Annotated in this window: 27 protein-coding genes; 6 read left to right on the forward strand and 21 right to left on the reverse strand. The window is 33.2% G+C overall.

Features of this window, described 5'->3' with window-relative positions; genetic code table 11:
* The first annotated feature begins 36 nt into the window (after nt 1–36).
* Nucleotides 37–807 carry a phosphatase PAP2 family protein gene (locus tag ACWGOQ_RS12880; RefSeq protein ID WP_452058558.1) on the forward strand — a complete coding sequence of 257 codons (771 nt, stop codon included), beginning with the start codon at nt 37–39 and terminating at the stop codon, nt 805–807.
* Between the two features lie 9 nt (nt 808–816).
* Here ACWGOQ_RS12880 and ACWGOQ_RS12885 read toward each other — a convergent pair whose 3' ends face one another.
* Nucleotides 817–1326 carry a DinB family protein gene (locus tag ACWGOQ_RS12885; protein WP_452058559.1) on the reverse strand — a complete coding sequence of 170 codons (510 nt, stop codon included), beginning with the start codon at nt 1324–1326 and terminating at the stop codon, nt 817–819.
* Nucleotides 1327–1875: 549 nt separating this feature from the next.
* Here ACWGOQ_RS12885 and ACWGOQ_RS12890 point away from each other — a divergent pair.
* Nucleotides 1876–2241, forward strand: a complete 366-nt coding sequence (locus tag ACWGOQ_RS12890; protein WP_452058560.1) for an Ig-like domain-containing protein — start codon at nt 1876–1878, stop codon at nt 2239–2241.
* A gap of 244 nt (nt 2242–2485) precedes the next feature.
* Here ACWGOQ_RS12890 and ACWGOQ_RS12895 read toward each other — a convergent pair whose 3' ends face one another.
* Complete coding sequence (locus ACWGOQ_RS12895; RefSeq protein ID WP_452058561.1) at nt 2486–3370, reverse strand: glycoside hydrolase family 16 protein; 885 nt, start codon at nt 3368–3370, stop codon at nt 2486–2488.
* A gap of 453 nt (nt 3371–3823) precedes the next feature.
* Here ACWGOQ_RS12895 and ACWGOQ_RS12900 point away from each other — a divergent pair, with 453 nt between their 5' ends.
* Entirely contained in the window at nt 3824–4906 is a 1083-nt protein-coding gene (locus tag ACWGOQ_RS12900; protein WP_452058562.1) for an acyloxyacyl hydrolase, read from the forward strand.
* Nucleotides 4907–4920: 14 nt separating this feature from the next.
* Here the strand turns inward: ACWGOQ_RS12900 and ACWGOQ_RS12905 are convergent, their stop codons facing one another.
* The 4 genes from ACWGOQ_RS12905 to ACWGOQ_RS12920 all read right to left on the reverse strand — a co-directional run bounded on the left by ACWGOQ_RS12905 (nt 4921) and on the right by ACWGOQ_RS12920 (nt 7271).
* Entirely contained in the window at nt 4921–5523 is a 603-nt protein-coding gene (locus ACWGOQ_RS12905) for a hypothetical protein (RefSeq protein WP_452058563.1), read from the reverse strand.
* Entirely contained in the window at nt 5516–6010 is a 495-nt protein-coding gene (locus ACWGOQ_RS12910) for an RNA polymerase sigma factor (RefSeq protein WP_452058564.1), read from the reverse strand. The genes ACWGOQ_RS12905 and ACWGOQ_RS12910 overlap by 8 nt, the downstream gene beginning before the upstream one ends.
* Nucleotides 6003–6842, reverse strand: coding sequence for an alpha/beta fold hydrolase (locus ACWGOQ_RS12915; protein WP_452058565.1), 840 nt, complete (start codon nt 6840–6842; stop codon nt 6003–6005). Before ACWGOQ_RS12915 ends, ACWGOQ_RS12910 begins: the two co-directional genes overlap by 8 nt.
* Before the next feature lie 237 nt (nt 6843–7079).
* Nucleotides 7080–7271 (reverse strand): cold-shock protein, encoded by a 192-nt coding sequence (locus tag ACWGOQ_RS12920; RefSeq protein ID WP_452058566.1) that lies wholly within the window; start codon nt 7269–7271, stop codon nt 7080–7082.
* 372 nt (nt 7272–7643) lie between these two features.
* On the opposite strand from ACWGOQ_RS12920, the gene ACWGOQ_RS12925 reads away from it, so the two are divergent.
* Complete coding sequence (locus ACWGOQ_RS12925; RefSeq protein WP_452058567.1) at nt 7644–8564, forward strand: toxin-antitoxin system YwqK family antitoxin; 921 nt, start codon at nt 7644–7646, stop codon at nt 8562–8564.
* A 66-nt stretch (nt 8565–8630) separates the two neighbouring features.
* Here ACWGOQ_RS12925 and ACWGOQ_RS12930 read toward each other — a convergent pair whose 3' ends face one another.
* The 12 genes from ACWGOQ_RS12930 to ACWGOQ_RS12985 all read right to left on the reverse strand — a co-directional run bounded on the left by ACWGOQ_RS12930 (nt 8631) and on the right by ACWGOQ_RS12985 (nt 20843).
* Nucleotides 8631–9908: an RNA polymerase sigma factor gene (locus tag ACWGOQ_RS12930; protein ID WP_452058568.1), complete on the reverse strand. Its 1278-nt coding sequence runs from the start codon at nt 9906–9908 to the stop codon at nt 8631–8633.
* A gap of 10 nt (nt 9909–9918) precedes the next feature.
* Nucleotides 9919–10263, reverse strand: a complete 345-nt coding sequence (locus ACWGOQ_RS12935) for a YciI family protein (RefSeq protein ID WP_452058569.1) — start codon at nt 10261–10263, stop codon at nt 9919–9921.
* A 15-nt stretch (nt 10264–10278) separates the two neighbouring features.
* A complete protein-coding gene (locus ACWGOQ_RS12940; RefSeq protein ID WP_452058570.1) occupies nt 10279–10626 on the reverse strand; it encodes a YciI family protein in 348 nt (115 codons plus the stop codon).
* Nucleotides 10627–10736: 110 nt separating this feature from the next.
* Nucleotides 10737–11903 carry a DUF3999 family protein gene (locus ACWGOQ_RS12945; protein WP_452058571.1) on the reverse strand — a complete coding sequence of 389 codons (1167 nt, stop codon included), beginning with the start codon at nt 11901–11903 and terminating at the stop codon, nt 10737–10739.
* Nucleotides 11904–11952: 49 nt separating this feature from the next.
* Nucleotides 11953–14265, reverse strand: coding sequence for a DUF2339 domain-containing protein (locus ACWGOQ_RS12950; protein WP_452058572.1), 2313 nt, complete (start codon nt 14263–14265; stop codon nt 11953–11955).
* 253 nt (nt 14266–14518) lie between these two features.
* Nucleotides 14519–14770: a hypothetical protein gene (locus tag ACWGOQ_RS12955; protein WP_452058573.1), complete on the reverse strand. Its 252-nt coding sequence runs from the start codon at nt 14768–14770 to the stop codon at nt 14519–14521.
* Nucleotides 14771–15192: 422 nt separating this feature from the next.
* Nucleotides 15193–15960, reverse strand: a complete 768-nt coding sequence (locus ACWGOQ_RS12960) for a YARHG domain-containing protein (protein WP_452058574.1) — start codon at nt 15958–15960, stop codon at nt 15193–15195.
* Nucleotides 15961–16100: 140 nt separating this feature from the next.
* Nucleotides 16101–17006 (reverse strand): hypothetical protein, encoded by a 906-nt coding sequence (locus ACWGOQ_RS12965; protein WP_452058575.1) that lies wholly within the window; start codon nt 17004–17006, stop codon nt 16101–16103.
* 506 nt (nt 17007–17512) lie between these two features.
* Nucleotides 17513–18025, reverse strand: coding sequence for a ferritin (locus ACWGOQ_RS12970; RefSeq protein WP_452058576.1), 513 nt, complete (start codon nt 18023–18025; stop codon nt 17513–17515).
* A 255-nt stretch (nt 18026–18280) separates the two neighbouring features.
* A complete protein-coding gene (locus ACWGOQ_RS12975) occupies nt 18281–18787 on the reverse strand; it encodes a cupin domain-containing protein (RefSeq protein WP_452058577.1) in 507 nt (168 codons plus the stop codon).
* Nucleotides 18788–18863: 76 nt separating this feature from the next.
* The gene (gene sucC / locus ACWGOQ_RS12980; RefSeq protein ID WP_452058578.1) at nt 18864–20057 is read right to left on the reverse strand and encodes an ADP-forming succinate--CoA ligase subunit beta; all 1194 of its coding nucleotides are present in this window, start codon (nt 20055–20057) and stop codon (nt 18864–18866) included.
* A gap of 150 nt (nt 20058–20207) precedes the next feature.
* Nucleotides 20208–20843 (reverse strand): LON peptidase substrate-binding domain-containing protein, encoded by a 636-nt coding sequence (locus ACWGOQ_RS12985; RefSeq protein WP_452058579.1) that lies wholly within the window; start codon nt 20841–20843, stop codon nt 20208–20210.
* Nucleotides 20844–21025: 182 nt separating this feature from the next.
* Between ACWGOQ_RS12985 and lysA the strand changes: the two genes are divergently transcribed.
* Nucleotides 21026–22258 carry a diaminopimelate decarboxylase gene (lysA, locus tag ACWGOQ_RS12990; protein WP_452058580.1) on the forward strand — a complete coding sequence of 411 codons (1233 nt, stop codon included), beginning with the start codon at nt 21026–21028 and terminating at the stop codon, nt 22256–22258.
* Nucleotides 22259–22338: 80 nt separating this feature from the next.
* On the opposite strand, the gene ACWGOQ_RS12995 is transcribed toward lysA, so the two are convergent.
* A complete protein-coding gene (locus ACWGOQ_RS12995; RefSeq protein WP_452058581.1) occupies nt 22339–23910 on the reverse strand; it encodes an amidohydrolase family protein in 1572 nt (523 codons plus the stop codon).
* 298 nt (nt 23911–24208) lie between these two features.
* On the opposite strand from ACWGOQ_RS12995, the gene ACWGOQ_RS13000 reads away from it, so the two are divergent.
* A complete protein-coding gene (locus ACWGOQ_RS13000) occupies nt 24209–24358 on the forward strand; it encodes a hypothetical protein (RefSeq protein ID WP_452058582.1) in 150 nt (49 codons plus the stop codon).
* A gap of 280 nt (nt 24359–24638) precedes the next feature.
* Here the strand turns inward: ACWGOQ_RS13000 and ACWGOQ_RS13005 are convergent, their stop codons facing one another.
* The gene (locus ACWGOQ_RS13005; RefSeq protein WP_452058583.1) at nt 24639–24863 is read right to left on the reverse strand and encodes a DUF3820 family protein; all 225 of its coding nucleotides are present in this window, start codon (nt 24861–24863) and stop codon (nt 24639–24641) included.
* A gap of 21 nt (nt 24864–24884) precedes the next feature.
* Nucleotides 24885–25418, reverse strand: coding sequence for a DUF922 domain-containing protein (locus tag ACWGOQ_RS13010; protein ID WP_452058584.1), 534 nt, complete (start codon nt 25416–25418; stop codon nt 24885–24887).
* Nucleotides 25419–25608: the final 190 nt, after the last annotated feature.

Below are 25608 nucleotides of genomic sequence, written 5' to 3' on the forward strand. Positions count from 1 at the left end.
AAATCCCAAATCACCTATACCCCAAAAAAATAGCCTATGAAAATTAGTATTAGTTTACTAGTGATATATTTTTGTATTCAAATTACGAATGCCCAGTTTACAGAATCACCCCTTGTTAAAGTTACCGCTAAAACTTCGAAACAGACGGAACGTAAGAAACCTAAGAAGAATTTATTTACAAAAAGAATTGTACCTGTCTCTATAATTGCTTCAGGAATTCTTTTATCGACCAGTGATTTTGAGAAGTCACTCCAAAAAGATATTAGAAGTTCTATGGGCAAAGATTTTTACTTTGGACTCGATGACTATACAAGATATGCCCCTATTATCCAGATGTATGCTGCAGATATCTTTGGAGTAAAATCCAGAAATCATTGGTTTGATCAGACTAAGAATCTACTGATATCATCTTTGGTAACCAGCGCGGCAACGACCGTCCTTAAAAAAGAAGTTGGTAAGCCTAGACCTGGAGACCCTTCACAACTAAACTCTTTTCCCTCTGGACATACTTCAATGGCGTTTGTTTCTGCCGCTGTTTTATATGAAGAGTTTATAGATACTAGTCCACTTTTAGCGTATAGCGGATATCTTTTTGCAGTGACCACTGGTAGTCTAAGAATGATGAACAACAAACACTATCTGTCTGATGTACTGGTTGGTGCTGGTATTGGGATTTTGACTACAAGACTCGTATACCATTATGAGCACCTTATTTCTTGGAATCCTTTTAAAAACTCAGAAGATGTCGCTTTTGCACCACATTTCACCAGAGATAGCGTAGGACTGTATTTTTCTAAATCTTTCTAAAATGAACAATTACAAACCGGCAGCATACGAAAATTTTTCTTGTGAAATATACTTAAAATAATCAAGCTTTAATTTAATGATTTGTTTACAATGGAGATAATCGTGAGCCAGCCAATTGGCAAGAAACCGTTGTGCCGTCATTTCACCCAAATCAGGGTGTATTGATGTATTGTTCCAATTAGGATCAACTAAAGAATCTAACCAATTGATAGATGCTTGTCGTTCTTGTATAAAACCCTTTAAAACTAAATCATACTCTTGTTTTATGTACTCTCTTCTTAGAACCCATCCTTCTGGATCTATCGGCTCGAATTGTTGGTCTGGTGTTTCCAGCACATGCCTGGTTCTTTTTCTAAAATCATCTCGCTCTTCATCGTACAAATGACAAACAACCTCTAATAAACACCAGCGGCTCGTTCTATCTTTCCAGGTATATTCTTTTATAGAGATGCCTTCTAATAACTGTTTAAAAACCTGTTGGTTTCTAGACAAACCTTCAATAATTATTTTTTGATTCATTTTTGACATTTCATTTATGATCCCCGAATTTTCACTAATTTAAACATTGTATAAAATAAAGTGATTGGAACAAAAGAAAAAAATAATAAGCTAAGAATACGAATATTTTGTGTATTTGTAAATCACATAGCTACAATCAACACCTCTATATCTTTAGGGTAACAAACCCCTATGGAAATCAGTTCTTTAACTCTTTACTCCTACCAAAGTATAACTTACTTTTGATAAACAATATTGATGTTCTTAAAATCATTTGAGTTAGCCAAATTCAATATCTGTAATGAACAAAAAGCCTAAAAAATTACAACGCCAAAAACTCTCCCTTTGAGTATGGGCCAGTCAGAACCGAGAGTAAAAAAAACCAGACAAATGTAATTGTATACATTTCTGACAACAGTGGAAGTACTCAAAATTAAGTGGTAATTATTTTTTAGGCTTTTTTGTAATATTAATTTTGAAGAACAACTAAAAAGTCTTTTATACCAAATCTTTCACTATTAACTAACCTACCTACACTGGTATTTATTTTAAACTAAAAACCTCACAATCATGCACATCACTCATCCTAAAAAAATCATCAGGCTAGTAATTGTATTTGCCATCTCATTTCATTCGGTTTCTTGTGGAAAAGAAAAATGTGCAAAACCGGATATAAAAATGGTTAAAGCAACGATTACCATTGCTGTCGGAGGATTAGCCGTAAGTGGTACAGCTGGATCTGTAAAACCTGGCGCCACAGTCACTATTACTGATGAAGCAGAAATATCCACAACCGTAACTGCTAATAATGACGGAAGCTTTTTTGCTCCATTTGGCCGATCTAATGCTGGAGTGGGAGATTCTTTATTTGTGACTCAAAAAATTAGCAATTGTAACGAAAGTAATAACGAAGATATAACCATACAGCAACCTTAATAACCAAACCAAAAAAGGGTCAGCAAATAATGTATGTTATTTCTGACCCTTTTTTAACCTAATTAGTTTTTATAGCGATCTGCGATATCGACAGGGGCTTGTATCTATGTTCTTTTTTTAAGTTATTTTTTTTAAACTTCCTTCGAATTTATCTCTGTATATGTATGCTATACTATCTAAATTTACTCTCATTCTCGTATAAAGCTTAAATCTAAATCTGGTTTTAGTTTAATGATATTGTTATTTAGATAGTTCGTTTATCTACTCGAACATAATCTACATACATAAACGTATTCCAGAAAATGTTGATTCTGGAATTATTGAAAATACCCGTATCAGATCCTATATTTAAGTTCAGTATAATATTATGGTTTTTAAAGTTTTGAAGCTTTAGATCATTATCCACATTATTACTGTAATTAGCCACTCTATTACCATCTACATAAATCTGCATAGTAACCCATCCATTTTTATTCTGCCATCTCTGTTCATACGTATGCCATCCTTCACCGACGTTATATCTTCTTTCTGCACTTGTTCCTAATTGATTTTGTGAAGTATTGCTCCCATAAAACAAATTACTAGCAAACCTTGCACTATTTCCAAAAGAATATCCCTCCATAATGTCACTTTCTCCTCGTGTAGGCCAATTGCTTTCATTTACTGTCCAAAATGCTGGCCAGGCTCCATATGTTTGTGCAAACCCTTTGAAACTATTACCTTCCTTTGCCAATAATTTAATTCTTGCTCTTACCCTATATTCTTCATTATTTGCAGGATGAAAGTTAAAATAAGACTTTACATGACCAGATTCGTAAGAGTTATTACTCTTTTTATACGCTTGTAGGCGCAGACAACTAAGCCCGTCAAGACTGGCTATTTCTGAATTCCAGTTTTTATAATTACACCTGCTCGAATTATAATCTGCTCGGTTATGAGTTCTCTCCCACTGATTTAGGTTTCCATTAGCATTAAAATTATCAGTAAATCGTCTGACCCAAGGTCCTGCTTTAGCTTCTATCTCATTTACATTTTCTAAGTCTGCGTTTGCGTCCATACTTAGCTCTTCTGTTTCACAGGCAGAAACTAAAAAAATTAACGACAAAAATCCAAAAAGTTTGACAAACATTCTCATAGTGTTAAATTTAGTTAATGATTATAGTGCTAAATTAAGAATGGTTTTATCAATTTATTAAATAACAAGATTAAACTATATTGAATTTTTCATTTTTTTAGCAAATTAATTAAAAAAATCATAATATAAAACCTTTCAAAGTGATGATTCTACAAAGGAAACCCCGAATTATCGTTACGCAAACGTTTTCGTTATTTTAATCATGTTTTTTTAATTAAATTTTTAAAACATAAGATAAATTTAAGATGTTTTAATAATGAAAAAATCAATATTGTATGTATTTATTAAATTTTTGCGTTAAAAAATGTCAGATTCGTTTTTTTAAAGAAAAGAATGATTAGTTCATTTATTAATAATTACTCGTTTGTTTAATATGTATTGAATAACCTAGAAATTCTATTTAACTCATAATAATTTTCAGTAAATTTAATAAGACACTGATTTATAATGAAAAAGATTCTAGGATTGTTACCATTGCTAATTATCTGTACTTCTGTTTGTTCGCAAACGAATCCTTCATTTTATGGTGTGAAATCACATTATGGTTTCATCATTGCACATTCACCAGAATTAAAACCTATTTCGCAAACCAACCCTTATGGGATACAATTAGAATACAGTTTGTTAAAAACAAGCGATAAGGCATGGAAAACCTGTTTTTGCTATGGACGAACTGGTATTGCATTTGCTTATTTTAATTATGCTAATCCAGCGATATTAGGTAGCTCATACAATTTGGTCTATTTTGTAGAACCTTATTTTACTTATAAAGGTCCTTTAAAATTTTCTTTAAGAGGTTCTATAGGAGCTACCTATCTCGATAAGAAGTTTGACGAAGAAACGAACCCGGAGAACTTACTTTTTAGCACCCATCTCAGCTTTTACCTGGCTTTGTCACTAAATTTAAACTACCAAGTTACTAACAATTACACTATCAATCTGTCTGCAAATTATAATCATATTTCTAATGGAGGACAAAAGCAACCAAACAAGGGGATGAATTTCCCAACCCTTTCAATTGGTGTGGACAAAGTGATTAATAATACATCTTTAAGAAGGAAACCTAAATCATTACGGTCTTATGAAACTACTTCGGATTATTATTTAGGAACATTTGCCAGCCTGAGGTCCTCTGACAGAGATGCTGAAGCTTCTAACCATCTGTTGATTGGTTTGATGGGCGGAATCTTAAAACCGGTATCAGGTATCAACGGCCTAAATATCGGATTGGAACTTTGGTATGATTACTCAGACCGTGAAATTGCGCAACAACAAGAAATTAACGATGCTGCTTTTTCTTCTGCTATTACAGTCGGACATCATTTTTCTATTGGTAATTTTTATTTCTTACAACAATTTGGTTTTTACCTAACCCGTCCTAAAAATATTCAAAGTAATTGGTTATATCAGCGGTATTCTTTTTGGTATAGCTTTGGGACTTCCAAACGTTGGACGATTGGCGCATCTCTAATAGCCTACGGTAAAGTGGCTGATCATATGGATGGAAGACTAATTTACCTGTTCAATTGATTCCAACGCTTTTGTTAAGTAAACTCTGCTGTCATTTTCTTTTTCAATTCGATAATTTCCTTTAAAATCCTAATTTCTTTTTTGATGTTTTTGCGAATAGCAATAAAAGGAATTATCGCAGCAATAATATAAGAAACGTCAATCAAAATCATTTGCCAGGTTTTAAAATACAAACTAAACTCTGGAGTAATCATATAAAATCCGATGGTGTACAGTCCTAGAATCATAAGGGTGACTGGTCCGTGAATGGTTTTTCTAAAATTATAAAAAGTAATCATATCATTGGTAGTCTGTAAAGCATTACCTAAAATGTTGATACCTTTTGCCCTGCACACACTAATCAATTCTATAATAATTCTTAGTAATAAACCTCCTTCCATCAACCCAACACCAAACTTACTCAGTAGTTCTTTTACAGGAGCTACAAAATAGAAAAAAGCGACTACTCCTATCAGAACTATAGATAATACCAGAATGTTTCCATAATGAAAACGAGTGCTCCAACTTTTCCTTTTTCTGATTGATACTAATACCCCTTCCAGATTATTTGGTATGTCCTTGATAGTACGTTGCTCCTTTTGCCACTGACTTTGTAATGCTTCAAATTCGTTACTCATGATCTAGTATTTTTTTAAGTCTTTTTTTAATCCTATGAATCTTTACTCTCACATTGGTTGGTTTAATCCCCATAATTTCTGAAATATTATCATAATCCAGTCCATCTAAAACCATCATAATAAGTAATCGATCTAATTCTTCTAAAGTACCAATAGCCCAGTATAAACTATGATTTTGTTCTGAATCCGCTATACCAGGCTCTTCCTTTAAAGTATATGCTACTTTTTCGATAGCTACCCTCTTTTTATGTTTTTCTTTTCTGATATGTTGCAAGCAGGTATTTACAGTGATCCTATACACCCACGTTTTATGAGCAGATTTACCCTTAAAGCTATCCATTGCATTCCAGACATTCATAAATATTTCTTGGGACAAATCTTTAGCTAAATCATCATCTCCTTTCATATATCCCATACACATCTGCAATACCATAGGATAGCATTGTTGGTATATTTTTTCAAAAAGCAGTTGATTATTTCTACTCATTTATAAGGAAAGTATTTACCTTTTTATAAAACGAATCTGGTTGATCAAACATAATAAAGTGCTTGCTATCTGGTATCATTTCTATGGTTTTGTTAGATAAGTCTGCATATTGTTTTTCATAATTTGCTTTTGCCATTTCAATGGTAGGAAATGCTGCACCTATAATCAGCGTTCTGGCGGTAATCTTATGCAGTACCTTTCTAAGATCCAATCTCAGAAGATCTGTATATCCATATACATATGTTTTTCTATCCGCCTTTAGTATCCAATTAAGCAGGGTATCTACTTTATCCTGATTATTAGTCATATTCTGAGCCATCCTCATGGCGGTTTGCTTAAATTGTGACTCATCCATAGCCAGCATCTGCTTATTATAAGGACTCTCATACTGAATCTGACTTTCTGACACACCTGGCATCATCAATTCTCGCATACAAGGAATAGAATCCACGAGAATCAAACTGTTTATATGGTTTGGCAAAGCAGCAGCAATATCTACAGCGAGATTACCACCCATACTATGTCCAATAATAGTTACATTGGTTAGCTTCTTTTTTTCAATATAGTTAATCAACTCTTTCTTGATGGTATTGTACCAAGGCATGGCAATAGGAGCATTACCATCAAAGCCTGCATATGATACTATGTGATTTTCGTGATTACCTTGCAGATTTGTAATTGTACCTTCCCAAATGGACCCTGGATTGGTAAAACCCGGTAAAAATAAAATCGGATTTCCATTGCCAGATACTTCTGAAATAATTGCCGGAGCTTGGCCAAATGCCAAATTAACAATTGCGAATAAAACGAGTGTGATTTTAAAACTTTTCATAATAATTTGCTTTTTGATTTCCTCTTTGATGTAAAAGGAGGCAAATTGTTACACCCTATTCTAAAAAAATAAAAATTTTAACTATCTCATTACTATCGTCTCATACGTTACAATAATTTATCAAAACCAAATTACCATGGTATTCAGAAATTTTCTGAAAATTTTTAAAATATGTTTTACAAAAGAAGCCTATCAAAATTGATAGGCTTCATCATTAAAAAAGTTATGTAGTATATATTAAATTACTTTGACATTTACCGCGTTTAAACCCTTTTTACCTTCTTGTAGATCAAATTCTACTACATCTCCTTCACGAATTTCATCTACTAATCCAGAAATGTGTACGAAATGTTCTTTGTTTGAACCTTCTTCTGTAATGAATCCAAATCCTTTGGAATCGTTGAAGAATTTTACTGTTCCTTTGTTCATTGTTAAAATTTAAATTAATTATATATTGGTTTACAAAGATAATGCCAGATGTAAAACAACATCATAAACATCTCTATGTTACTAACAAAGCTACAAATAATAATTTTATCTTGGTTATGGTTATACCTTTGATTATTTATTAGATTCAAATCGATCGTACCTTTCTTATAGTTATTAAAGCTATACAAGCGAATACCACCTAACATTTTTTTATTTATGATTAAAACTTAAAAGGGTAACAAACTGGTACTGTTTTTGATCTAGAAATGAGTCGAAAACTTCTATTCGATATAACTACTTGACATAGCAATCGAAATAGCTTAACTTTAATAAATATCACAGGAAAAATATCGAAAAAATTTAATGGACTACATGATGAAAAACACACTGGTTATCGTACTAATTTTGTTGTTGATCTGTACAACAATGCAGGGGCAGGCTCCAATCGAGGGGAGTTATATACAGCTCAGCCAGGAAGAATACAATGAACTCAAAAAAATCAACCAAGAAAACGAACTTGATGGAAAATACTATGTTAGAGAGTTTCAGGATAAAAAACTGGTGGGTATCCATAAAATAGAATACCGTAAAGGTGAAAAACAGGGAGAATGGTTACATTTTTTAATTTTCAGAAAAAAAGGAACTTTGGATTTATCTACTATTGAAAATTATGAAGATGATCAGAGAAATGGATATTATTATAATTCTGACAATGGTTTTACTTTTACAGAAGAAGGAAATTATGAAAAAGGAAAAAAAGAAGGGGTATGGAATGTAAGTAAAGGAGGCTCTACAGAGAAGATTCAATATAAAAATGGAAAAAAACACGGAGATTATTGGCGTCAGGATGCTTCTGGAGTAATCGTTAAAGGAACGTATAAAAAAGGAGAGAAACTTGATAACTGGACGATTGAAGATCTTTCTGGAAATACACATACAAGTACTCAGGTAGCAGAAACTTCTGGCATAACACAAAAACAACAAACGATTGAAGGCACAATTCATAAACCTGATGGATCTATCGTACCTATTGCGGTAGTACGATTACAACTGATGGATACCGATTGTGCATATGCTTTTACGGATTATGATGGTAAATTTAGTATAGAGATTGATACTAATCAGGTTGCATCTAATAGTTATTTTGAAATTGTAATTGAAGGGTTTCCAAAAAAAATAGTCCCTTTTTCTGATTTTTCTAACAAGGGAATCATTGTACTCGACAACGGTAGAAAAAAGGTAACCTATGATGAATATAGCGAGTATTATGAGTCAATGAAAGATTGCCAGTAGTACAGAAATACATTGGATTTTAGTACACGCTATAATCCCAAATACGAGTATCTGCTATGACACTATCTAATTAAGTATACGCCCTATTTTTTTTTGTAGTAAGTTTTGTTCTGCTTTCGAATCGGTAAGCCTAATGGCTTGTTGATAATATACTACAGCGTCGTTAGTCTGTAAAAGACGCTCATGAATTTCTCCAGAAACAGCGTGATAGAGATAATATTTATTCATTGTTTTGTGATGTTTTATTTCCTCTATTGTTTTTAATGCTTCTTCGGGTCCGTACAATTCTAAAATCACTAAACATCTGTTGAGAAAAACAATAGGATCATTATCGCTGCTTAATAGTAGATCGTAGTACCCAAGTATCACTTTCCAGTTAGTGGTTTCATAACTAGCAGCGCAACAATGCTCATAAGCAATAGCTGCCTCTAGGTGGTAGGTGGACAGCGATGTTCCAAAAGCAGATTGATTGAGGTAACTGCTACCTTGTAATATGAATTCTCTGTTCCACATACTTCTATCTTGATCAGGTAAAAGTATAAGTTCTTGCCTATCATTAATACGACTATCAATCCTCGCTGTATGAAAAAGCATCAGCGCCATTAGGGCATATGCTTCGGGTATACGTGTGCGTTTGTTATCCAACAATGACTTACACAACCACATTGCTTGCGAAACCAAATCCTTTCGTATTAACTGATCTTTTTGCTTAGAATTATACCCTTCATTAAACATGAGATATATAGTACTTAATACTACGTTGGTTTTTGAAAAAATCTCATCAGGAAAAGGAATTTCAGGACGTATTTTATGCTTTCTGAAATATTCTTTGGTACGATATAATCTTTTAGAGATTGCATCTTCAGTGGTAAGAAAAGATCGCGCCACTTCCTTAGTACTAAATCCACAAAGGGATTTTAGGATGAAAGTAATCTGGTTTTCTGGAGAAATATCTGAGTGACAACAAGCATACATCATTGCCAAAAAATCATCTTGTATATGCTGTTCTTTCCAAAAATCATCCATAATGGTACTTAACGTGTATTCTGATGTCAATAGCTTGCGATCAGGATTCGAAAAGTCTATAATCTTACAGTGCTTTTTCCTTCTAATAATGTCTATTGCTCTGTTTCGTGCGGTTCTGTAAAGCCAGGCTTTAGGATTATCCGGAATTCCTCTAAACTTCCATGTCTCCAGAGCACTTACCAAAGCGTCTTGTACTACATCTTCTGCCATCTCTATATTCTCTATTCCAAAAATTTTAATCAAAACAGCAACCATCTTTCCGGACTCTTGCCTAAAAAGATGGTTTAAAGTAGTATCTATATTATTTTTTGAATCCAAATAGTGAAGATTATCCCATTGGGGCTATTTCCCGAATTTCTAAACTACAACCATATTCAAAACTAGGACAACCTTTTGCTATAACTGTAGCAAAATCCAAAGAATTTGCTTTAACTAAAAGATAGCCTCCTACCAAATTTTTACCTTTGGCAAATGGCTGTTCTATAATTTTCTTTCCTCTATCTGTCATGGTACTTCCTTCATTGAGCAAAGGGTGTCCACCAATTAAATAATCTTCTTTAGCCAATCCTCTCATCCATAACTGCCAATCTTCCATATGTTTTTGCATATCGTTGGGTGACGCAGTCTCATATCTTTCTTGTCCTCCTCTGATCAGTATTAAAAACTCTTTCATATTTCTCGTTTTTAATTACACATCATCTGGCCAAACTTCTCTAACCTCTACAGAAGACTGCCACTGTAAACCTGGGCATCCTTTTGCCATTTCGGTAGCTTCTTCTATAGTATCTGCCAAAACTATAATGTAACCGCCTACTAATTCTTTAGCTTCTGCAAAAGATCTATCGGTAACTTTTGTGCCTCCAGGATGTATGTTTTTTACGGTTGGATAAAGACGTTCGCCCCCAACATATTTTTCTTCTTCTGCCATTTTCCCAATCCATTGCATCCACTTTTCCATATGTGCATTTTGTTCTTCTGTAGTTTTAGAATCCCAAACCTCATCTCCACCTTTAAAAAGGAACATAAATTGTTTCATAATTTTATTTTTTTATGGTTTATATAGCTCTATGACGAAACGATCTAATGTATTTGGACAGCCTTCCTGATTTTTTTTAAGAAGCTTTTAAGTAAATGCACTCTAAAATTTTACTTATTTTTCATCATCATAAATGTAAACCCTCCTAATAGTATAATAATCAGCAGCATTACTGCCCATAACCAGATTTTATTTTCAAAAAGAGGCTTTACAACTTTTACAGGAGTTTTAGAAATATTCTCTACTGCTCCCAGTTTTAATTTTTTTAACACTCTAGGAACAGTTTCAGTCATGTATTGAATATCGTACGATGGCTTATTGACATTGGAGTTTCCGTAGGTTAGAAAATAATCGGCTGGAGTTGTAAATCTCATAATTAATTCGTGACTAAACCCTTTTACCTCTATGGTTTCAACATCTAATTGTTCATTATCCTGATTATCAATTGTCAATCTCAATGCATTCGTAATCGTACTCTGAAAATGAAATTCATTTTTCTCAAAAGAAGTTAAAACACTTGACGCTATATTTCTATAATCATACCTCCAACCATTCGCGTTCTGCAGACTATCGTGCAAGTATTCAATACGCATGGGTCTATAATAATCAAAATCGTTAGTAGCCTCTATTCTTATATAACTTACCGGAACAGGTAGTGGTAAATCAATATCCACTATGGTATTTTTAAGTTGCTTTTGGTTTTTTACTTGTATGGATTTTACGGTATATGTATGATAGCTCCCTTCTTGTATCCCCTGTAAAGTAACCTGAGCATTCTTTACTTCTGGAGCGTTATTTCCTTTTATAAAAACCCTGTAGTATCGATATTTAGCACTTGGAAAGTTTATAGTCGTAAAATTGTAAGAGGTCAATTCATTCTTGATGGATAGTACCCGATAATTATCGACAATTGTGAACCACTCCTCTAAATTTTGACTTCCTTCTAACGATATTAACTGATCGAAGTTATCTTCCTGAAAAAATAATCTGATTTGATTAATAGTTTGATCCATCGGTACTTTATAGGTAACGAAAGACCCTCTAGCAGTTATTGACCTATTAATAGTTTCAAAGTTAACCTTTTTACTAGTTCTTATTGGTTTGTTTTGTTTCAGGAGATATGGAGCTTCTACAGTATCGTTTTCTTTAGTAATTCCAAAAACCCTAATATCTGAAAAATCATAAGATACGTCGTTAAAAATTTCGTTTGGTAACTCAAGAGTATGCCACGTATCAGATATCCCCGACAACGATCTTTTATATTTATATTGCTCCATCTGCCCGTACATTTGCGAACAGATTACAAATAAAACCCAGAATGTTGTGTTAATCTTTAACCTCATCAGTAATAATATGCTTGTACTTATTATATAAAAATGAAATGATTAGTAATAACAATCCTAAAGAAACAAATACAATTGTCTTAGAAATTGTATTAAGATGTGCTATGTCGTATAAAAATAGTTTGATAAGAGTAATACCAAAAAGCACAAAGGCTATAATTCTTATATGCTTTATCTTCTTCCAAAAACCAATAATTATCAGCGCTAATGAGTATATACCCCAAAGTATGCTTAACCCTAACTTATTAGAAGCTACATAACCTGCTATATCTAACCAATGAATCAATTCGCTACTAAGGATCCAAATCCCAGCAATTTGCAGAATTACATCAAAAACAATTGTAAAGTTAGCCTTTAAAAAATGCTGTCTCACATACCTGTAAGAAGCTACTAACAATACCAAACAGAACGCCAGCGAAATATATCGAATCCCTATGTAAAACCAACCTGGTATATTAGTTTCCATGAGTGTCGGTCCCAAGTAAACCTCTCTTAACTCACTCAGTAAATACAATCCTGAAGTCAAGAATATCAATAATGCAAACATATTAAGCACTATATTGATATATCCAAAAACCTTATTTTTGATCTTTTTGATATTTACAAAAGATATAGTAGATAGGAAAACGAGTGTATAATTAATTAACAAAATCCCCATAAAATCGTTTTGCCCATACTCCATACTTTCCCAATAATCGATAATTTCTAAGAAAAAGGTCATGTACAACACAAATAGAAACATCGCTGAAACCCATAAAGAAATCAGCTGATACCAAGTTTTGTAATGAGGCCAGAGAAATGGATATTTCTCATTGGTGTGGACATAAAGAATATATCCAAAAGATACTACACACAATAAAGATGTAAGCACCGAAATATTGAAAAATGGTATTACCGAGATTTCAGAAATACCAGAAATTGTTGAATTTTCCACATAATACATCCACCAATCCTGAAGCAGACTAAAAAAGGTTAATGCTATTACCGGGTATGCGAGCTTTTCATAAATCGAGACCTTCTTAGTTCTGCCGACCCAAAATAGAAGAGCTGCTTCTGAAGCCCATAACAAGGTTACCCAATTGCCATCTAACTGAACAGGAAACGCGATACTGATAAAAACCAACACCATCCCTGATGTAAAATAAAACAAATTTTGATCTGCTAATTTTAGTTTATAAATAAATACACTTACAACAAAATGTATGATTGCGTTTCCTAAGGTAAACACCCCCAATAATTGCGTTCCGGTAGGATGATTATTCAATAATGAAAAACCAATTCCATAAAACACAAATGTATTTATTAATTGAAGCAATACGTCTCCGGTACCAAATTTCTCCTTCTTTCGGAGTTTATATATTAGAAATATGCAATAGAATGTAGCAAAAAATACAAATAAAAAGATAGACGCCAATCCAAAATGAATATCAGTTTCGTAATCTATCACATACCAACTAAAGTAAATTAACCAAGTTAGAATAAAAGAAGAATAATATAAGGGCTTCCAATATTTTTGTAGTGCTATAACAAGGATACCAATATTAATTATAGCCATATAGCTAAATAAAATAGCTGCTTTTCCTGATCCGTCACTCAATAAAAACGGAACTGCATAAGCACCTACCAATCCTATATGGGCAATCACCTGTTTATTATATTGTATTGCTGCAAAAACTGTAAAAATGGTAAACAACACCATTAATACAAAGGTAAATAGTTGTGGAAAAAGATCATATAAACTGTATGCCAAGAAGGTTATAAAGTACAATATTGTCATTGCTCCACTAACCAATACAGCACTAAAATTCTCATACTTCTTCTTTAACCTCATCCCTACGGCTATTAAACCTATTCCTGTAAGATATCCCAGAATAATTCTTGTTAACGGACTGATTAGGTCGTTATCGATAGAATACTTTGCTCCTATAGCTACTCCAATCACAAGGATAATAACTCCTATTTTACTAATCAGATTCTCTCCAATAAATTTTTCTATGTTGGATTTATCTTTGGATCTAGTAGTCGTTGTAACTTTGGTTTTAGAAACAGGTTTTACAGATTGTTTCTGTACGGAAGGCTCAACGGTTTTCGTTGCCTCTTCTACTATTTTTACAGCTGGTTCCTGAAGAGTTGAAGTAATCGTCTCATCTGTAATTGGTTTTTCTCCGTTACTATTTTTTAATCGAAGTATTTCCAGTTTTAATGCTAGAATTTCTTTTTGGAAAACTTCTTGCTTTTTTGAAAGAGCCTCTACTTTCTGAAGGAGTTCATTTATGTACTCTTGATTGTCAGCCATTGTTGTTTCGTATAAAAATGAATAAACACAATACTATTCATTATAGAAATATAGGTAAAAAAAAGAGCATTGCTTTAACTCTAAAATATCTTCTACAGTATTTCATTCAAAAATATGACGAATAAAAACAAAACATCCCCCTGAAAAAAGGGATTTTTTTAGTGGTATATCTCCCATAGAAATTTAATAATGTACACATAATAAAGTCTAAAAACCTGTGATAAAGAAATTTATAGCTCAGCTGAAACCACTCTTACATCAATTTAATTTCCAGATTCTCCAGTAATGCAATCATCAATGGCGGCTTTAATGTGCAGGCTTCGAGTGTCATCAAATGTGTAGTCCATAGTACAGGATTAGCTTTAGCTTTTCTAATTTTGGGAGCAAAATAACTTTTGCTGTAGCAAGCCAGAATCATACTATCCCTGTTCTTGTTTACAATATTCTTATATTCCATAATACTATCAAAATCCATCAATCCATTATGTCCAATATATGCCAGCAAATCTGAGCTATCACCAAAATCTAATACTTTTTATTTTTCTGTTAGTTGGAATGACATCTGACCATTTGAAGATTTCAAAAAGTCCTTGACACTGGTTGTTATTTTAGCACCATCATTGGCATCTGCTATCATGTAAATATCATGTGTTGCACACCTAAAACAAATTTCTTTCTACTATATTATTATTAGAAGGGATACTTTTTATCAGTTGACAATCATTTGTTTTGGTTTTAAAAAATGTTTTAACACCATAACCAGCTCCCTTATACAAATTATTTTTAAGGTCTTGACCATTACCGATGGTTGGGTAACTGGCACTATCACTTGATTCATAGTATCAAACAAAGCAATAAAACGTGAATCGTCTTTGTCTGAATAAAAGAAATCACAGTAAAAAAGCACATCTAAATGTTATGACCAATTCACTGGTTCATACTTAAAATAAGTTCGACATTTCTTTTCTCAATATCGGTCAGCTTATTAGTAGCATCTGTTTCTGAAGGTTTGTACCAGGTTTTTGACTCGAAATAATCCTGCCAGTTCTTTTTAGTAAACATATACCCATGCGAGGCAAAGATCTCATTTTTAATCACTGACAATTCTTCTTTTGTCTTATTACTAAGTTCGTCTTTTGTGAAAATCCTGTAAGAAAAAATATAATTTTCTCGCTGGATCGCCTGTAAATCTGTATATGGCTTTGAAAAGTGACCATCTTCTTTTATCGGTTGAAACTCTAACCACACTTTTTCACCAAGCTGATGACCATCTCCTAAACAATCTAGTTTTGTTCTGGTTTCTTTAAAAACCAATAAATTGTCATACACAACAATAGATTCTCTTTTATCATCAAAGGAACAATCTGCTATAGCTCGTTCATATGCTAGGGTATCAATTCTTTCTCCACTGTTGTTACTAAAAGAAGTAACAGAAGATTGTTCACAACTGCCGCCCATAGTACATTTTAATATTGTAGAAAGTATTACATAATCTTTTGTTTTCACCACTACTTTTCCAGTCAAAAGTCCATCGGCTCTTTCTGTTGATTTGAAATCAAAATACTTTAACGCCAAATCCTTTGGGATTTGTTTTCTAGATTCTGAAAATAAGGTAAGTAATGTCTCAAAATCACTTTGCTGTCCATTCATAAAGGAAGAAAAAAGCATACTAATGAAGACTACATATCTAATCATAAAAACTTGGTTATATATAGGTTAATAAAATTATGATTGGGAAGAAATACAAATCTAAAAAAGATTCTTAAATAGTAATAAACTTTATGTTTTTTTTGAAATAATAATCAATCGCTTACACAAGTTTTTTTTTCAATACCTTACTTTTTTTTCCGATATTGATTGATAATAGAGGCATTTACCCAATAAATATCCTGATTACTTGTATAAAAAAAATATTTTCCATCTTTAGTGACAAATGGGCATAATTCGTGATTTTCACTATTGATAGGATATCCCATGTTCTTAGCTATGGACCAACCATAATTATTTTTAAAGCTAATATATAAATCTCCTTTGCCCAACCCTTCTTTACGTTTAGCACAAAAAATAATATACGATTCATCGGGAGCTACAAATACATCTGCTTCATACCGCTTCGTATTGACCGCATCACTAAGTTTTTCCGGTTTTTGAAATTTGCCATTTATCTGCTTTGAAACATATATATCAAAATTAGTAGTGTAGTTCTGTGAGCGAACATTAGAACTAAAATACATGGCACCGTCATTAGTAAAGGACATATAATACTCTTCATAGTCCGAGTTAATCATAGGTCCGGCATTTTTGGGATTAGACCATCCATCAGTTCTTTTCTCAGAATACCAGATATCATGATCTTTTTTATTTCCTTTTTCTTGTAGAGGTCTATTGGATATGTAAAACAATCTAGATTCATCAGGTGATAAAAAAGGATCATTGAAGCCATATTTAGAATCAGATATAATAGTTTCTGGTTCAGTCCAGGAATCCTTTTCTAGTCTTGTGTATCTAATTTCTGTCCTTCCATTTAGATCTACTCCGTAAAAAAACTCCGTACCATCCTTAGAGAATACAGATCCAAATTCTGATTCTTTTGGTTTGGAAATTATATTAGGAGCAAATACTTGCGGTTGTAACCCCGGAGGTTCTTGATTTAAGTACAAGAGAGATACTTCTTTATTCTGAGCATTTCCTATTGAAAATACTACAAAAAAGAACAAGAGTGCTGTACATCGTAATTTCATTTTTAATGTTTTTTCAATCAACCAAAGTATAAATGTCTTTGTATCCGACATTATAAAACACTAACCTATAAAATCATTTAGTATTCGTACTATTTGTTGAAAGTAGTTATAAGTTATCAAATAACGTATGACAAATATAATATCCTAATATTTCTTTAGTATTAACAGATAAACTGAAAAATAGAATATACAACCAAAAAAGCGAATATGTTTAAGACATATTCGCTTTTTTGATTGTACTTATATTATTAGAAAAAGAAATACGTTTATAACTTTGGACATCTCTTACAATTCGATTTCCCTTTTTTCTTGTATTTCTTACAACATTTTTTCTTTTTTCCTCCACAGCTCACCTCACAACTTAGAGAGGTACAAGGTGAATATAAAGAGAGTATTTCTGAGCTTTGCACAATTATTTAATTTTTATTAAATCTAAATAAAGAACAAAAATATGAAAAAGATGTTTAAAAAAACCTTTTTTTTATTTAAAACTTATTATTAACAAGTTACCTTACCTCTTCTTGTGAGTTGTTTATCTGAAATGTATTAATATCCCTGTCAAACAAATAATGCCCTGATTTATCATCACCGATAATTTTTAATTTATCCAATAATGTTCTAGCCACCGCTTCTTCTTCTAATTGTTCTGACACATACCATTGCATAAAATTATGTACGTTGTAGTCTTTGAACTCTAAACATTGAAAAATGACGTTATTAATCTGTGCTGTTACGAATTTCTCACTATCCAGAAAAGTCTCAAATAATTCTCGTAAAGATTTAAAATTATCTCTGGGCTTTTCTACAGCCGGAATGACTGATTTTCCGTTTCTTTCATTAATGAATTTGACCAATTTCGTCATATGTACACGTTCTTCTTCAGATTGTGTATAAAAAAATTCTGCTATACCATTATAGCCGTTTACATCTGCCCAACAGGCCATGGATAAATATTGTGCAGACGCTTTAGCCTCATATTCAATTTGATCATTTAATGATTTCTCTATTTCAGGTATCATAACTTTTTTATTTCAATTATATATTATTGATATAAGCATTAAAAGAAACTCACAAATCATTATCCTTAGTAAGCACCAGCTCTTTATGGGATAACTTGTTTCTTTTTTGGTTACTTAAAAGTACACAATTTATAGGCTATTCCATAGTTTTTAGGAGGGTTTCGGACTAATTTAAAATCATACCATTTAACAATGAAAACTTTCAATATTTACATATCATTCGCACGTATTATAGTTGCAAAAACAACTACCTATTCATTCTCGAGTATATTGCGAAATTATTTTTGTATGTTGCGGATATTGAGTAGTTAAAATTTTTCTTTCTGCTAGTTTAAAATCTTCAAAGTCAAAACCTGGTGATACTGTGCACCCAACCAAAGAATATCCTTCTGCTTCCTTAACACTAGAAGCAAACCAACACCCAGCCGGAACTACTAATTGTGGAAACTCTCCTTGATCTAGATTTATTCCTACAACATGTCTCGTATAATTTCCTTCTGCTGTAATTACGTGAACATATAATGAACTTCCTCCATAGAAATGCCACATTTCGTCTTGTTTTATACGGTGAAAAGCTGAAAAGTTTTCTGAAGTAAGTAGAAAATAAATTGCTGTGCAATAATTACGATCTCCTGAGAATCCTTCTTTTAAGGCTGATCTTGGTATGACACCATCACTTCTATAGGTTTCCTTATAAAAACCACCTTCAGGATGTGGTTTCATCTTCAATTTGGCAACTATGTCTTTTAATTTTTCGTCCATATCATCAATTTTTGATAAAAAAAGAAGCGATCCAGATAAATGGATCGCTTCAGAATATAGTATACTATGCCGAAAATTATGCTAGTACTGCTTGTACTTTATCGGCTGCTTCCTGGAACTGCACAGCACTCTGCACATCTAATCCACTGTTATCGATTAATTCTTTTGCTATGTCTGCATTGGTACCTTGTAAACGAACAATGATAGGAACATTGATAGCATCACCCATGTTTTTATACGCATCCACAACACCTTGAGCAACTCGATCGCAACGAACGATTCCTCCAAAAATATTGATCAATATTGCTTTTACATTCGGATCTTTAAGAATAATCCTAAAGGCTTCTTCTACACGCTTGGCATCTGCAGTACCTCCTACATCAAGGAAATTGGCAGGTTCTCCACCAGCTTGCTTAATTAAATCCATTGTTGCCATTGCAAGACCAGCACCATTTACCATGCATCCTACATTACCATCTAGATCCACATAATTAAGACCTACTTCATTGGCTTCAACTTCGATAGGATTTTCCTCACGGATATCACGCATATCCACATAATTCTTATGACGGTATAAGGCATTATCATCTATAGTTACTTTAGCATCTACTGCCATAATCTTATCATCGCTTGTTTTCAAAACAGGATTGATCTCAAACAAAGAAGAATCTGATTTCACATAAGCGGTATATAAAGCCATCACGAATTTTGTCATTTCTTTGAAAGCTGTACCACTCAATCCTAAATTAAAAGCAACACGTCTAGCCTGAAATGGCAATAACCCAACAGCGGGGTCTATTTCTTCTGTAAAAATTAAGTGAGGAGTTTCTTCTGCTACTGTTTCGATATCCATTCCTCCTTCTGTAGAATACATAATCATATTACGACCTGTAGTACGATTGAGCAATACAGACATATAGAATTCATCCGGTTCACTATCTCCAGGATAATACACATCTTCTGCTACTAATACCTGATGCACTTTTTTACCCTCAGCAGATGTCTGAGGAGTTATTAAATTCATTCCAATGATCTGTCCTGCTATCTCTTCTACTTCCTGAAGATTTTTAGCAAGTTTTACTCCACCACCTTTTCCCCGACCGCCTGCGTGTACTTGTGCTTTGATCACGTGCCATCCTGTACCTGTCTCAGCAGTTAATTGTTTCGCAGCAGCTACTGCTTCTTTCGCATTCTGTGCAACAATACCGCGTTGGATACGCACACCAAAGCTGTTTAATATCTCTTTACCCTGATATTCGTGTAAGTTCATAGTCTTATTTTTTACCTTTTGAATAGGAGTCCCAAAAATAGGAAAAGTGAAGTTACTGTGCCAATCTTTTCTAGTAAAAAAATGACGACGAAATAGTCTTTGATTTGTAAAAAAACAATACAATCATTCAAAAACTAAAGAATAACTCCTTTATAATTTGAAATCCTCAAAATCCAATGGGTCAAAATTCTTAAAATGTCCATTCATTTTAATCACTTCTTTGGCTCGATTCATTTCTCTGACTACTGGAATTGTAATTTTAAGATGTCCTATGAGATAATTAAGTCGTTCCAACTCACTTCGCAATTTTAGCAGATGATATTCCTGATGCAGGGCTAATCCCACCTTATGGGCTACCTGATAACTTACAAATGGAATATTAAAAATTGGTGGTTTTTCGATCGTTAGCTCTACATACAGAATAGCGATGTTTTTCAATAATTCTTCCTGAAGCTCCTCTACTCCATTTTCCTTATCCTCCAAATATTCAACTTCTCCTCCTGCATATAATTTACCAGGCATTTGTGGATAAAAACTTTTGATTCTAAAAACTCTTGTGCCTGTACAAACCACATCACTAGAACCATTTGGGTATCTTTTTTCCACTTTTTGTAAGGTAACCTCAGTACCATACTCCAGTTTTTTGTCAATAAACGTTGGAACACCAAATGAAATTCCCTCACGTTCGCAATCAGAAATCAATTGCTGATATCTTTCTTCAAAGATATGGAGCGGAAGCTGTTCGCCGGGATAGACAACCAACTGTAAGGGAAAGAGTGCTAACATGTTTTTATTTTAAAAATAGTAAATAAAATGGCGACTATATGTATAATATCTGTTCAAAAATCAAAAATTCGTTATTTGGAGCTTATTTTTTTCAAGTTTAGATAAATTTGTACTAATTACGCGCCTCCTAAGAGATAGTCTATGGTAAAAATAGTAATTTCGTATGCTTAATTTTAATTAAAATGGAAAACGCAAATTTATTAGCAATCGCAAAAGAATTTGGGAGTCCCTTATATGTTTATGACTCCAAAAAAATTGTTTCACAGTACGAGCGTCTTACAAACGCCTTTAAACAGGTGAAACATGTAAAATTGAACTATGCTGTAAAGGCATTATCTAATCTTGCGATATTGAAACTAATGAATTCATTGGGTGCGGGATTAGATACGGTATCCATTCAGGAAGTAAAACTAGGTTTGCTTGCCGGTGTGGAGCCTGGAAATATAATTTTTACTCCCAATGGCGTTTCTTTGGAGGAAATCGAAAAGGTTTCAAAAATGGGTGTACAGATAAACATAGATAACTTATCCATATTAGAACAATTTGGAACAAAACATCCTGATGTTCCTGTATGCATTAGAATCAATCCACACGTGATGGCTGGGGGAAATAGCAATATTTCTGTAGGACATATCGATAGCAAATTTGGTATTTCTATTCACCAAATTCCACATATATTGAGGATCGTAGAAAACACCAGAATGAATATCAATGGAATCCATATGCATACAGGTAGTGATATTTTGGATATTGATGTATTTCTATATGCCAGTGAAATATTATTTGAAACCGCCAGGAATTTTGAAAACCTAGATTTTATAGACTTTGGAAGTGGTTTTAAGGTTCCTTATAAAGATGGAGATATCGAAACTAATATTGAGGAATTTGGTGAAAAACTAACAAAACGGTTCAATACTTTTTGTAAAGAATATGGAAAAGAGTTAACCCTTGGCTTTGAACCAGGAAAATTTTTGGTGAGTGCGGCAGGCTATTTCCTTGCTAAGGTAAATGTTGTTAAACAAACTACTTCTACTGTTTTTGCTGGAATTGATAGTGGATTTAATCATTTGATCCGACCGATGTTTTACAATTCTTATCATGAGATCATTAACATCTCAAGCCCAAAAGGAAGAGAACGATTTTATTCAATTGTCGGATACATTTGTGAAACAGATACCTTTGCTACAAACAGAAGAATTTCTGAAATTACAGAAGGTGATATTTTAGCGTTTAAAAATGCTGGAGCTTATTGCTTTTCGATGGCGAGCAATTACAATTCCCGTTTTCGTCCGGCAGAGGTGCTCTGGCACAATAAAGAAGCTCATTTAATCCGTAAGCATGAAACCTTTGAAGACCTTACCAAAAATCAGGTAGATATAAATATTTTTTCGAAGGTTACAGAACCTGCTTCATAAAAAAAATACTATAATTTTACTAAAATAGAAATGCATCAGAGAATATCTTGATGCATTTTTTTGTTGATGAAATAAATCTTTTATTCTCTCACTCCTGGTTGAATAATGGAAAAATTTTCATCCTGTTTCGCCTTATCTACCATTCTTTTCACATCCAGCAATAATTCCTTTGCATTAAAGATAATACCATCTTTTACAGTGTATTTCACACCTCCTGCCCTTATGACTTTATTCTCCTCTGTTAGTCTAATCGCGCCTGTACCATATAAGACTTTTAAGTTTTTAAGAGGATTTTCATCGATCAATACGAAATCAGCCAATTTGCCAATTTCAATCGATCCTATTTGATCTGAAACGCCTAAGGCTTCAGCTCCATGTAAAGTTGCCGCCCTGATTACCTCTAAAGGATGAAAGCCTGCCTCTCTCAAAAGTTCTAATTCTCTTATATAAGCAAAACCGTATAGTTGAAAAATAAATCCAGAATCCGAACCTGTAGTAACTCTTCCTCCCCGATTCTTATATTCATTAATAAAAGTCATCCATAAGCGATAATTCTCTTTCCAGACTACTTCTTGCTCCGTTCCCCAATCGTGCCAATATGATCCATGAGAAACCTTGCTTGGTTGATAGAACTTCCATAAAGAAGGTAATGTATATGTTTCGTGCCACTCTGCTCTTCTTGCTCGTTGCAGATCTCTACTGGCTTCATAAATATTGAAAGTGGGATCCAATGTAAAGTCTAATTCCAAAAGCTCATGCATCACCTTATTCCAATGATCTGAATAGGGTTTGGCAGCTTGTTTCCATAGTTTTCCAGCTTCTTCAAACCGATGCTGCTCATTCTGGTAATTATAGTCCAATGGGTAATGCTGAATCGTTTTGTCTTCAAATAATGCCTCTGGCAGACCATACCAATGTTCCATAGACGTTAATCCAGCCCTGGCAGAATGTAAGACATTCCAACGAGCCACATCAGTTTGTGCATGGTGACAAGCAGAACCTAATCCTAATTTTTTATTTTCATCGAGCGCAGCTTTCATAATTTCTGGAGCGGCACCAAAAAACTTTATACCATCTGCTCCTTTTTTAGCATTGTCCTGAACCCATTTTCTAGCCATTTCTGGAGTACTTATCGGGTTATCACTTCCTTGCCCAAAACCAGTATACGCATATATGCGGGGAGCGATAATTTCATTTTTTTGACTTGATTTTTTAAGCTTTAGAGTCCAATCAATGCCTCTTCCACTTGGTTCACGCACGGTAGTAATTCCGTGGGCCATCCATAATTTAAACACGTAATCCGCATCTGCTCCTTGTGCAATACCACCAATATGTCCGTGCATATCGATAAATCCTGGCAAAAGATACATTCCTTTCGCATCTAGTTCTTTAGCTCCAGGTTTTAATACGGGTCTCTTAGAGTTCTCAATCGCAACACCTGGATAACCAACAACAACGATATCTTTGATGATATTGTTTTCTACAACGATATCAACCGGACCTCTTGGTGGTGCGCCGTTACCATTAATTAAAGTAACACTTCTGATAATGAGTTGAGAAAATGGCCCCTCACTCAACTTTTGTGAATGGATTTTGGTGTGAAAAAACACAGAACAAATAAAAACCCCGATCAGTAGTTTTTCTATATTCATATAAGAAAATGATTTATATTCAATAAAATTCATTGTGGTCTAACTTCAGAAATAAAATTACCGTTTTCTTTATGGAAATATGAAATTTCTCATTAAAGTTTAGAAAAATTCAACATGAACCTATTATAAAAACCTGATAATTAGGGTTCTAAAAAATTCAGTTAACTCAACTTAAGGTGGATTTTTATATATTTAATAACACACAACATATACTTTCGAAAGTATCCAAAAAATACAATAGGATTCTTTTACATAAATGATTGATATTTATTAATCTGTTAAAAAAAACCTTTCATTTATGAACAATCAAACAATCACTGAAGGAATTACATTGTGGTTCCTTAGAGAAGCTAAATATTGTTCTAAAAGCAGAAAAAAAAAAGGATCAGAATCTTTTCAAAAAAGGAATTTATATATCTGGTATTGGCATACTCGGAATGAAAAGTGAAAAGTAGCGATTCTGGAAGTTAATGTAATACATATGCAGTGTTTCTACTTGGTATCTCTAATAGTAACAGAAAGTAATGATATTGCTATTGTTGGCTATCTCAATTTGAGATCCCTGAAGATGATTACATAGGGGTAAAGTTATGTTAGGGCTGTAATAAGGACTTAACTTTCTGGTTTACAAACCTAAAATCTTATGTAGAACGTGGTATCCTCTTAAACGGAATAGACATCAATCTACAAGCCCGTGAACTTACCAAGTATTATTTTTGAATATGTGCCTATAATTTTCTAATGTTTCTTATTAGATACTCTAATCCGTTTAACTTTAGCTCATATACAGTTTGCATTTGCTGACCAAGGGTTCCTTTTGGAAATCCTTTGTTATGATACCAGACAATATAATGTTCAGGAAGATCAATAAGGTATCTATCTTTATATTTACCAAAAGGCATTTTGGTATTGGCTAACTTTACTAAGAAATTTTTTTGAGATTGAGAATCCATAAATTTATGAAACAGGCAGATCTACTTGGCATACGCTCTATAGTACCACATCAGATTTTTCACCTTCTTTTCCCATTTGCTTTGGCTTACTTTATTTTTAGAATGATCGGTTTCTGTATCGTATAACTCTTGCATATTGATCCTCATCCGTTCTACTCTTTTGTACATTTTGTTAAGATCTTTACGAACATTCTTACCAGGTCCATACTCTTTCAATTTCTTACGCATAATTCTTGCATGCAGTTCTGAAATATCAAAATGCAACTGTTCGTGTAAAAGCAGGTACTTAGTAGACTGGCCTTTTTTTACCCACGATAATGAAGGGTAACAAAAACTGTCTACTTCGTACTTTAATTCAGTTTTCCCGTAATCTTTACTTATAGACCATTGATAAGTTATGCCTGTATTGACACTAGCGTCAAAATTACTGTCCCATTTAGGTTCTCCTCTAAAATCTGACCAATCTAACTTACTCTTTTCTGCATAAGAAAAACGCTCTACATATCCATGATTAGCAAAAACTAAAACTAAAAGAATAGTAAGAAATTTACCCATAATTGCAATAATTATGCCCGGCTAAAGTTGTTTTTTCCATCCCAGATAAATATCAGATACGGGGCTAAGTACCGATAATTTTCACTAAAATAGGTTTATTTATTTTAAGATATTGTAATAAATATCTATCCCAATTAAAATATTTTTCTAAGTATCATCATATTTACTTTGATCCACAAAAATAGTCACT

Source organism: Aquimarina ulvae, from assembly GCF_053613295.3.

Bases quoted from the DNA above. Each gene is read 5' to 3' on its own strand.
- ACWGOQ_RS12880 (WP_452058558.1), top strand. From the start codon at position 37: ATGAAAATTAGTATTAGTTTACTAGTGATATATTTTTGTATTCAAATT.
- ACWGOQ_RS12885 (WP_452058559.1), bottom strand. From the start codon at position 1,326: ATGAATCAAAAAATAATTATTGAAGGTTTGTCTAGAAACCAACAGGTT.
- ACWGOQ_RS12890 (WP_452058560.1), top strand. From the start codon at position 1,876: ATGCACATCACTCATCCTAAAAAAATCATCAGGCTAGTAATTGTATTT.
- ACWGOQ_RS12895 (WP_452058561.1), bottom strand. From the start codon at position 3,370: ATGTTTGTCAAACTTTTTGGATTTTTGTCGTTAATTTTTTTAGTTTCT.
- ACWGOQ_RS12900 (WP_452058562.1), top strand. From the start codon at position 3,824: ATGAAAAAGATTCTAGGATTGTTACCATTGCTAATTATCTGTACTTCT.
- ACWGOQ_RS12905 (WP_452058563.1), bottom strand. From the start codon at position 5,523: ATGAGTAACGAATTTGAAGCATTACAAAGTCAGTGGCAAAAGGAGCAA.
- ACWGOQ_RS12910 (WP_452058564.1), bottom strand. From the start codon at position 6,010: ATGAGTAGAAATAATCAACTGCTTTTTGAAAAAATATACCAACAATGC.
- ACWGOQ_RS12915 (WP_452058565.1), bottom strand. From the start codon at position 6,842: ATGAAAAGTTTTAAAATCACACTCGTTTTATTCGCAATTGTTAATTTG.
- ACWGOQ_RS12920 (WP_452058566.1), bottom strand. From the start codon at position 7,271: ATGAACAAAGGAACAGTAAAATTCTTCAACGATTCCAAAGGATTTGGA.
- ACWGOQ_RS12925 (WP_452058567.1), top strand. From the start codon at position 7,644: ATGATGAAAAACACACTGGTTATCGTACTAATTTTGTTGTTGATCTGT.
- ACWGOQ_RS12935 (WP_452058569.1), bottom strand. From the start codon at position 10,263: ATGAAAGAGTTTTTAATACTGATCAGAGGAGGACAAGAAAGATATGAG.
- ACWGOQ_RS12940 (WP_452058570.1), bottom strand. From the start codon at position 10,626: ATGAAACAATTTATGTTCCTTTTTAAAGGTGGAGATGAGGTTTGGGAT.
- ACWGOQ_RS12945 (WP_452058571.1), bottom strand. From the start codon at position 11,903: ATGGAGCAATATAAATATAAAAGATCGTTGTCGGGGATATCTGATACG.
- ACWGOQ_RS12950 (WP_452058572.1), bottom strand. From the start codon at position 14,265: ATGGCTGACAATCAAGAGTACATAAATGAACTCCTTCAGAAAGTAGAG.
- ACWGOQ_RS12960 (WP_452058574.1), bottom strand. From the start codon at position 15,960: ATGATTAGATATGTAGTCTTCATTAGTATGCTTTTTTCTTCCTTTATG.
- ACWGOQ_RS12965 (WP_452058575.1), bottom strand. From the start codon at position 17,006: ATGAAATTACGATGTACAGCACTCTTGTTCTTTTTTGTAGTATTTTCA.
- ACWGOQ_RS12970 (WP_452058576.1), bottom strand. From the start codon at position 18,025: ATGATACCTGAAATAGAGAAATCATTAAATGATCAAATTGAATATGAG.
- ACWGOQ_RS12975 (WP_452058577.1), bottom strand. From the start codon at position 18,787: ATGGACGAAAAATTAAAAGACATAGTTGCCAAATTGAAGATGAAACCA.
- sucC (WP_452058578.1), bottom strand. From the start codon at position 20,057: ATGAACTTACACGAATATCAGGGTAAAGAGATATTAAACAGCTTTGGT.
- ACWGOQ_RS12985 (WP_452058579.1), bottom strand. From the start codon at position 20,843: ATGTTAGCACTCTTTCCCTTACAGTTGGTTGTCTATCCCGGCGAACAG.
- lysA (WP_452058580.1), top strand. From the start codon at position 21,026: ATGGAAAACGCAAATTTATTAGCAATCGCAAAAGAATTTGGGAGTCCC.
- ACWGOQ_RS12995 (WP_452058581.1), bottom strand. From the start codon at position 23,910: ATGAATATAGAAAAACTACTGATCGGGGTTTTTATTTGTTCTGTGTTT.
- ACWGOQ_RS13000 (WP_452058582.1), top strand. From the start codon at position 24,209: ATGAACAATCAAACAATCACTGAAGGAATTACATTGTGGTTCCTTAGA.
- ACWGOQ_RS13005 (WP_452058583.1), bottom strand. From the start codon at position 24,863: ATGGATTCTCAATCTCAAAAAAATTTCTTAGTAAAGTTAGCCAATACC.
- ACWGOQ_RS13010 (WP_452058584.1), bottom strand. From the start codon at position 25,418: ATGGGTAAATTTCTTACTATTCTTTTAGTTTTAGTTTTTGCTAATCAT.